Below are 8,492 nucleotides of genomic sequence, written 5' to 3' on the forward strand. Positions count from 1 at the left end.
AGACGCTGCTGTTCTCGGCCACCTTCTCGCCCGAGATCAAGAAGCTCTCGCAAAGCTACCTGCAGGACCCGGAGCTGGTGGAAGTGGCCCGCCCCAATGCCACCGCCACCAATGTGGAGCAGCGCTTTTTCAGCGTGTCCGACGACGACAAGCGCCGGGTCGTGTGCCAGATCCTGCGCGACCGCAAGCTTTCGCAGGCCATCGTGTTCGTCAATTCCAAGCTGGGCGCGGCCCGGCTGGCGCGTTCGTTCGAGCGCGACGACCTCAAGACCGCGGCCCTGCACGGCGACAAGTCGCAGGATGAGCGCCTGAAGTCCCTCGAAGCCTTCAAGCGCGGCGAAGTGGACGTGCTGGTGGCCACCGACGTGGCCGCCCGCGGCCTGGACATCGCCGACCTGCCGGCCGTCTTCAACTTCGACGTGCCCTTCAACGCCGAAGACTACGTGCACCGCATCGGCCGCACCGGCCGTGCCGGCGCATCGGGCATCGCGGTCACGCTGGTCACGCGCGACGACGCGCGCCTGGTGGGCGACATCGAAAAGCTCATCAAGAAGAAGATCGACCTCGAACCCTTCGAGCTGGAAGACGACCGTCCGCGCCGCTTCCGCCCGCGTGAGTTCGACGATGCGGCGCCGCGTGAGCGTTCTGAGCGCGCCGAGCGCCCGGCCGAGCGCAATTACGAGCGTGCAGCGCCTTCGGGGCGCCGCTACGGTTCGGCGGCGCCGCCGGCTGACCCGTTTTTCGACAAGCCCTACGAGCCCAGCACCTCCGATTCGCCGCCCGCCTGGGAAAAGGGCGCCGCCGCCACGGTGCCCGCGGCGCGGGGCCTCAGCCCCAACATCCGCAGCAAGCGCAAGGTGGCGGCGCTGTTGGGCGGCGGCCAGAAGGCCTGACGCCCACGGCGGTCGCCCTGGCGGCCGAAGGTCAGGTTCCGCCGGGCCGCCCCAAGGAACCTGCGCCCCCTTGGGGGGCAGCGAGCAACGCGAGCTTGGGGGCCGGCGTCAGGTTCCGCCGGGCCGCCCCAAGGAACCTGCGCCCCCTTGGGGGGCAGCGAGCAACGCGAGCTTGGGGGCTCACCTCAGCCCAGCAGGCAGAACACCGCCGGAACGCGATCCGGCAGGCTCACCCCCTGCCGCTTCCAGTCGGCCACCGTCAGCGTGCGTGTCCAGCCGCCTTCCAGCGTCAGCCCGACGCTGATCGACACCCGCGTGCCCCCCGCCAGCGCCTGCAGCATCGCCGACAGCAGCGCGCCGTTGCGGTAGGGTGTCTCGATCATCAGCTGCGTCTGCTGCTGCTTGCGCGACAGCACCTCCAGCTCACGCAGCCGCGCGATGCGCGCGCCCGCCTCCACCGGCAGGTAGCCGACGAACGCAAAGCTCTGCCCATTGAGCCCGCTGGCCGACAGAGCCAGCAGCAATGAGGTGGGCCCCGACAGCGGCCGCACCGGCACGCCGGCGGCGTGGGCCGCTGCCACCAGCAAGGCGCCGGGGTCGGCCACGGCCGGCAGGCCGGCTTCCGAAATCAGGCCCAGGTCATGCCCGGCCAGCGCCGGCGCCAGCAGCGGGGCCAGGTTGGGTGCGGCCACCGCGGCGCCACCCTTGGGCGGGCGCGGCAGTTCCACGATGCCGATCTCCTGCAGCGGCCGGCTCAGCGGCACCCGCTGACCCACGCGCTTGAGGAAGCTGCGCGTGGTCTTGGCGTTTTCGGCCACCCAGTGGGGCAGGGCGGCGGCCACCTTCAGCGCGCCCATCGGCAGCGTGTCCTCGATGTCGGGCGGTTGCTGCGCATCGCCGGTGCCGAAGTCCAGCGTGTTGGGTACCAGGTACAAGGTGCCCGTCATGGCAGTTGCAGCCCGGCTTCGCGCAGCAGCGCGCAGGTGCGGATCAGCGGCAGGCCGATCAGCGCGGTGGGGTCGTCCGACTCGATGCCTTCCAGCAGCGTGATGCCCAGGGCTTCTGCCTTGGCACTGCCGGCGCAGTCGTAGGGTTGCTCGGCGGCCAGGTAGCGCTCGATCTCTTCGTCCTGCAGCGGGCGAAAGCGCACGGTCACCGTGGCCATCACCGTTTGCTCGTAGCGGGTGGCGGGCCGCAGCAGCGTCACCGCGGTATGGAACAGCACCGTGCGACCGCGCATCTGCCGCAGCTGCTCGGTGGCGCACTGATGGTTGCCGGGCTTGCCCAGTGGTTGGCCGTTGAGGTCGGCCACCTGGTCGGAGCCGATGACCACCGGGTCGGCATGCTGGCCACCCGCGATGCGGGCCGCCGCGCGGGCCTTGGCCAGGGCCAGACGCAGGGCCAGGTCGGCCGGGGCTTCGCCGGGCAAGGGCGTTTCATCCACCTCGGGCCGAATGACGGAGAAGGGCAGCCGCAGACGTTCCAGCAGCTCGCGGCGGTAGGGGGAAGTGGAGCCCAGGATGAGGGCGGGGCGGGGTTCGTCCATGCGGCCATTGTCCATCGGCCCCCGTCTACACTGCCCGCATGAAGCCTGGAGAACACGACCCCCGCCGCCTGGACGTGGCGGCCTTTGCCACCCAGGGTGGCGAACTGTCCGGCCAATGGCCGTTGAGCGACCTGGCCCGCGTGGCCGAAGACGCGCCCGCCACCGCAGAGGGCGTTGCCCTGCCCGCGGTGCAGTGGTCGGCCCATGGCGAGCGCCGGCCCGTCAAGGGTGGCGAGCCGCAGGTGTGGCTGCATCTGCAGGCCCATGCGCAGGTGCCCCGTGAATGCCAGCGCTGCCTGGCGCCCGTGGTCATCCCGGTGGAGCTCGACAACTGGCTGCGCTTTGTGGGCGACGAGCAGCTGGCCGCGCAGCTGGATGCCGACAGCGACGACGACGTGCTGGCGCTGCCGCGCTGGCTCGACCTGCAGGAGCTGGTGGAAGATGAGCTGTTGCTGGCGCTGCCCCTGGTGCCGCGGCATGAGCAGTGCCCCGATCCGCTGCCCATGGCCGTGGAGCCTTCCGAGGACGAACTGCCGCCCGAAGAGAAGGTGAACCCCTTCGCGGCACTGGCCCAACTCAAGCGCGACAACAAAGGCAGCTGACGACCTTCGCAGGTCATGTTATGATCATCGGCTTTTCGCGAAGGCGCCGCCCGTAACTTGTCTGGCGCCACCAGGAGAACCTCATGGCCGTCCAGCAAAACAAGAAGTCGCCCTCCAAGCGGGGCATGCACCGTTCGCACAACGCGCTGCCCGTGCCGGGCATCGCGATCGAGCCGACCACCGGCGAGACGCACATGCGTCACCACATCAGCCCCACCGGCTTCTACCGTGGCCGCAAGGTGCTTCGCACCAAGTCGGACACCTGATGATGGCGCTGCCGGGCGTGCCTTGCATGTCCGGCGTTTTGGCTTCGGTGGCCGGCGCGCGCATGGCGGCGTCGGCAGTGTGGTCGTAGCGCCGCCTTGTGTGCGTACTGCCGCGCGCGCTGCCACCCGGTTCCACTGCCCAGCCGGCGATGTCCTTGTCCTCATCTGCCTTGACGCCGCTGCCACGCGTGCGTGTCGCCGTCGATTGCATGGGCGGCGACCATGGCCCCAGCGTCACCTTGCCGGCGTGCCAGGCCTTCCTGGCGGCACACCCGCAGGCTGAGCTGGTGCTCGTCGGCACGCCCGAGGCCCTGGCCCCGGCGGCTGCATGGCCCCGCGTCACCTGCGTGCACGCCAGCGAAACCGTGTTGATGGACGACCCGGTTGAGGTGGCGTTGCGCCGCAAGCGCGACTCTTCCATGCGCGTGGCCATCAACCAGCTGAAGGCGGCCGAGGCCGGTGCCGAGCCGCTGGCGCACGTCTGCGTGTCGGCCGGCAACACCGGCGCCTTGATGGCCGTGGCCCGCTACGTGCTGAAGACGCTGGACGGCATCGACCGCCCGGCGATCGCCACCGTCATGCCCAACCGGCTCGACGGTTTCACCACCGTGCTCGACCTGGGTGCCAACGTCGATTGCTCGGCCGAACACCTGCTGCAGTTCGCGGTGATGGGCAGTGCGCTGGTGGGTGCCGCCAGCGGCAAGGCCGACCCCAGTGTGGGCTTGCTCAACATCGGCGAAGAAGTCATCAAGGGCAGCGACACCATCAAGCGCGCCGGCGAGCTGCTGCGCGAGGCGGCGGCCCGGGGTCACCTCAACTTCCATGGCAACGTGGAAGGCGACGACATCTTCAAGGGCACCACCGACATCGTCGTGTGCGACGGCTTCGTGGGCAACGTGGCCCTGAAGACGGCCGAGGGGCTGGCCTCGATGCTGAGCGACATGATCCGCCAGGAATTCACCCGCACGCCGTTCGCCAAGTTCGCTGCGCTGATCGCCTTGCCCGTGCTGCGTCACTTCAAGACGCGTGTCGACCCGCGCCGCATGAACGGTGCCGCACTGCTGGGTCTGCGCGGGCTGGTGTTCAAGAGCCATGGTTCGGCCGATGCCTTCGGTTTCGAACAGGCGCTCACCCGGGCGTATGATGCCGCCCGCAACCGACTGCTGGACCGGGTCCACGACCGCATCCTCGACACGCTGCAGGCGCTGAATGCCCAGCCGGTCGCCGGCGGTGCCGACGACACCGTCCAAGCCGCATGACTTCATCCACACCCCGGTATTCCCGCATTGCCGGCACGGGCAGCTACCTGCCGCCGCGCCGCGTCACCAACGACGACCTGGCGGCCCAGCTCGCGCAGCGCGGCCTGGAAACCTCCGACGCCTGGATCGTCGAGCGCACCGGCATCCGCGCGCGCCACTTCGCCGAGCCCGAGGTGGGCGCCAGCGATCTGGCACTGCATGCCTCTGTCGCCGCCTTGCAGGCCGCGGGCATCACCGCGGCCGACGTCGACCTGATCATCGTCGCCACGTCCACGCCGGACATGGTGTTCCCATCCACCGCTACCATCTTGCAGAACAAGCTGGGTGTGCATGGCTGCCCCGCTTTTGACGTGCAGGCGGTGTGCTCGGGCTTCGTCTATGCGTTGACGGTGGCCGACGCGATGATCCGCACCGGTGCCGCGAGCAAGGCGCTGGTGGTGGGTTCCGAGGTGTTCTCGCGCATCCTCGATTTCAACGACCGCACCACCTGCGTGCTGTTCGGTGACGGCGCCGGCGCCGTGGTGCTGGAAGCCAGCCACGAGCCCGGCATCGTGGCCAGCGAGCTGCATGCCGATGGCCGCCACCTGAACATCCTGTGCACCCCGGGCCATGTGTCGGGCGGCGCCATCCTGGGCGACCCGCTGCTGAAGATGGACGGCCCGGCCGTGTTCAAGCTGGCCGTGGGCGTGCTGGAAGACGTGGCGCGCGCGGTGCTGGCCAAGGCCGGCCGCGAGGCGTCGGACATCGACTTCCTGATTCCGCACCAGGCCAACATCCGCATCATGCAAAGCACGGCGCGCAAGCTCAAGCTGGCCGCCGACAAGGTCATCGTCACCGTCGACGAGCATGGCAACACCTCCGCCGCGTCCATTCCGCTGGCGCTGGACAGTGCCGTGCGTTCCGGCCGCATCCGCCGCGGCGACACCCTGATGCTGGAAGGCGTCGGCGGTGGTTTCACCTGGGGCGCCGTGCTGCTCGACTTCTGAGCGCCGCCCCTCCATCTTTCGTGAGTCACGCGATGACATCGTTTGCGTTCGTCTTTCCTGGCCAGGGCTCGCAGGCCGTCGGCATGCTCGACGCCTGGGGCGACCACCCCGCCGTGCGCCAGACGCTGGAAGAAGCCTCCACCGCGCTGGGCGAGGACATCGGCCGCCTGATCCAGGCCGGCCCCAAGGAACAGCTCGACCTGACCACCAACACCCAGCCGGTGATGCTGGCCGCAGGCATCGCCTGCTACCGCGCCTGGCTCGCTGAAACCGGCCTGAAGCCGGCCTGGGTGGCCGGCCATTCGCTGGGCGAGTACAGCGCGCTGGTGGCTGCCGGTGCGTTGACGCTGGCCGATGCGCTGCCCCTGGTGCGTTTCCGCGCGCAGGCCATGCAGGAGGCCGTGCCGGTGGGCACCGGCGCCATGGCCGCCATCCTGGGCGTGCACGCCGCAGCCGTGCGCGAAGGCTGCGCCGAGGCCGCGCAGGCCAGCGGTGAGGTGGTGGAAGCCGTCAACTTCAACGACCCCAAGCAGACCGTGATCGCCGGCACCAAGGCCGGCGTGGAAAAGGGCTGTGAAGTGCTCAAGGCCAAGGGCGCCAAGCGCGCGCTGCCGCTGCCGGTGTCCGCGCCTTTCCACTCCAGCCTGATGAAGCCGGCGGCCGAGCGGCTGAAGGAGCGCCTGGCCGCCACCACGCTGCTTTCGCCGCAGATGCCGGTGGTCAACAACATCCGTGTGACGATCGAGACCGACCCCCAGGCCATCCGCCAGGCGCTGTACGAGCAGGCCTTCGGCCCCGTGCGCTGGGTGGAGGTGGTGCAGGCGCTGCGCGCCCAGGGCGCCCAGGTCATCATCGAATGCGGCCCAGGCAAGGTGCTGGCCGGCATGGTCAAGCGCATCGAGCCCGAGGTGCAGGCCACCACCGTGTTCGACCCCGCATCGCTGGAAGAAGCCAAGAGGCTGGTGGCATGAAGACCTTCAACGAACAAGTGGCGCTGGTCACCGGCGCCTCGCGCGGCATCGGCCGCGGCATCGCCAGCGCGCTGGCTGCCCATGGCGTCAAGGTGATCGGCACCGCCACCACCGAGTCCGGCGCTGCCGCGATCACTGAAGCACTGGCGCCGCACGGCGGCCGGGGCATGGCCCTCAACGTCAACGACGCAGCGGCGGTGGAAGCCGCCGTCGACGCGCTGACCAAGGAATTCGGCGGCCTGCACATCCTCGTCAACAACGCGGGCATCACGCGCGACACGCTGGCCATGCGCATGAAGGACGAGGACTGGGATGCGGTGCTGGACACCAACCTCAAGGCCGTGTTCCGCACCAGCCGCGCGGTGATGCGCACGATGATGAAGCAGCGCTATGGCCGCATCGTCAACATCACTTCGGTGGTGGGCGCTTCCGGCAATGCCGGCCAGGCCAACTATGCGGCCGCCAAGGCCGGCGTGGCTGGCATGACGCGTGCCCTGGCCCGTGAGCTGGGCAGCCGCGGCATCACCGTGAACTGCGTGGCGCCGGGATTCATCGCCACCGACATGACCGAAGTGCTGCCCGAAGCGCAGAAAACCGCACTGCTGTCCCAGATTCCGCTGGGCCGGCTGGGTGCGGTGCAGGAAGTGGCCGATGCGGTCGTTTTCCTGGCATCGCCCGCGTCCGGCTACATCACCGGCAGCGAGCTGCATGTCAACGGCGGCATGTACATGAACTGATGGACCGGGTCGGCCCGACCGGACGCCCCCGCAGGCCCCGCCTGCAGGGCGCGTAAACTCCGGGCCGTTTTGTATGTTCCAGGAGGAGCGAATGAGCGATATCGAAGCCCGTGTCAAGAAGATCATTGCCGAACAACTCGGCGTGCCTGAGTCCGACGTCACCAACGAAAAGGCTTTCGTGGCCGACCTGGGCGCCGACTCCCTCGACACGGTCGAACTGGTGATGGCCCTCGAAGACGAGTTCGGCATCGAGATCCCCGACGAAGAAGCCGAGAAGATCACCACCGTGCAGCTGGCGATCGACTACGCGGTCAACCACCAGAAGGCCTGAGTCGGTTTCCATGACTCGTCGTCGCGTCGTCGTCACGGGCCTGGGGCTGGTCAGCCCGGTGGGCAACAGCGTGGCCGAAGGGTGGGCCAACCTGGTGGCCGGCCGTTCGGGCATCGCCAACATCACCAAGTTCGATGCGTCGGCCATGGCCTGCCGCTTCGCGGGTGAGGTCAAGGGCTTCAACATCGAGGATTACATCCCCGGCAAGGAAGCCCGGCACATGGACACGTTCATCCATTACGGGATGGCCGCTTCCATCCAGGCCGTGCAGGACTCGGGGATCCCCACCGGGGAAGCGCTCGACGAGCAGACGGCCGAGCGCATTGGTGTGCTCGTGGGTTCAGGCATCGGCGGCCTGCCGATGATCGAGCAGACCCACAAGGACTACACCGAACGCGGCCCGCGCCGGATTTCCCCGTTCTTCGTGCCCGCATCGATCATCAACATGATCTCGGGGCATGTGTCCATCAGGTACGGCTTCACCGGCCCGAACCTGGCGATCGTCACCGCCTGCACCACCGGCCTGCACTGCATCGGCGAGGCTGCGCGCCTGATCGAGTACGGCGACGTCGACGTGATGGTGGCCGGCGGTGCCGAATCCACGGTGTCGCCACTGGGCATTGGTGGCTTTGCGGCCGCACGTGCGCTGTCCACCCGCAACGATAATCCCGCTGCCGCGTCCCGCCCCTGGGACAAGGGCCGCGACGGCTTCGTGCTGGGCGAGGGCGGTGGCGCACTGGTGCTCGAGGAGTATGAGCATGCCAGGGCCCGCGGCGCCAAGATCTACGCCGAACTGATCGGCTACGGCATGGGAGCGGACGCGTTCCACATGACCGCGCCCAACGTCGACGGCCCCAAGCGGTCGATGCTGGCGGCGCTGCGCAACGCACGGATCGATGCT

At 69.0% G+C, this 8,492-nt stretch carries 11 protein-coding genes; 9 read left to right on the forward strand and 2 right to left on the reverse strand.

Annotated elements, in window-relative coordinates:
* Positions 1–893 (forward strand): DEAD/DEAH box helicase (locus ABNT58_RS21925; RefSeq protein ID WP_348755531.1); only part of this gene is annotated, 893 nt, incomplete at its 5' end.
* A gap of 185 nt (positions 894–1,078) precedes the next feature.
* Here ABNT58_RS21925 and ABNT58_RS21930 read toward each other — a convergent pair.
* Both ABNT58_RS21930 and ABNT58_RS21935 read right to left on the reverse strand, forming a co-directional pair.
* Entirely contained in the window at positions 1,079–1,840 is a 762-nt protein-coding gene (locus ABNT58_RS21930) for a ribosomal RNA small subunit methyltransferase I (protein ID WP_348755532.1), read from the reverse strand.
* A complete protein-coding gene (locus tag ABNT58_RS21935; protein WP_348755533.1) occupies positions 1,837–2,439 on the reverse strand; it encodes a Maf family nucleotide pyrophosphatase in 603 nt (200 codons plus the stop codon). The genes ABNT58_RS21930 and ABNT58_RS21935 overlap by 4 nt, the downstream gene beginning before the upstream one ends.
* A gap of 38 nt (positions 2,440–2,477) precedes the next feature.
* Here ABNT58_RS21935 and ABNT58_RS21940 point away from each other — a divergent pair, with 38 nt between their 5' ends.
* The 8 genes from ABNT58_RS21940 to ABNT58_RS21975 all read left to right on the forward strand — a co-directional run.
* Complete coding sequence (locus ABNT58_RS21940; RefSeq protein ID WP_348755534.1) at positions 2,478–3,041, forward strand: DUF177 domain-containing protein; 564 nt, start codon at positions 2,478–2,480, stop codon at positions 3,039–3,041.
* An 83-nt stretch (positions 3,042–3,124) separates the two neighbouring features.
* Entirely contained in the window at positions 3,125–3,307 is a 183-nt protein-coding gene (gene rpmF, locus ABNT58_RS21945; RefSeq protein ID WP_250197493.1) for a 50S ribosomal protein L32, read from the forward strand.
* Positions 3,308–3,456: 149 nt separating this feature from the next.
* On the forward strand, positions 3,457–4,566 hold the full coding sequence (gene plsX / locus ABNT58_RS21950) for a phosphate acyltransferase PlsX (RefSeq protein ID WP_348755535.1): 1,110 nt from the start codon (positions 3,457–3,459) through the stop codon (positions 4,564–4,566).
* A complete protein-coding gene (locus tag ABNT58_RS21955; RefSeq protein ID WP_348755536.1) occupies positions 4,563–5,552 on the forward strand; it encodes a beta-ketoacyl-ACP synthase III in 990 nt (329 codons plus the stop codon). The genes plsX and ABNT58_RS21955 overlap by 4 nt, the downstream gene beginning before the upstream one ends.
* A 32-nt stretch (positions 5,553–5,584) precedes the next feature.
* A complete protein-coding gene (fabD, locus tag ABNT58_RS21960) occupies positions 5,585–6,523 on the forward strand; it encodes an ACP S-malonyltransferase (RefSeq protein ID WP_348755537.1) in 939 nt (312 codons plus the stop codon).
* Entirely contained in the window at positions 6,520–7,260 is a 741-nt protein-coding gene (gene fabG / locus ABNT58_RS21965) for a 3-oxoacyl-ACP reductase FabG (RefSeq protein WP_348755538.1), read from the forward strand. Before fabD ends, fabG begins: the two co-directional genes overlap by 4 nt.
* A gap of 91 nt (positions 7,261–7,351) precedes the next feature.
* Positions 7,352–7,591, forward strand: a complete 240-nt coding sequence (gene acpP, locus ABNT58_RS21970; protein WP_046114670.1) for an acyl carrier protein — start codon at positions 7,352–7,354, stop codon at positions 7,589–7,591.
* A 10-nt stretch (positions 7,592–7,601) separates the two neighbouring features.
* Positions 7,602–8,492 (forward strand): beta-ketoacyl-ACP synthase II (locus tag ABNT58_RS21975; protein WP_348755539.1); only part of this gene is annotated, 891 nt, incomplete at its 3' end.

The organism is uncultured Aquincola sp. (genome assembly GCF_964001545.1).
GTDB lineage: Bacteria > Pseudomonadota > Gammaproteobacteria > Burkholderiales > Burkholderiaceae_C > Aquincola.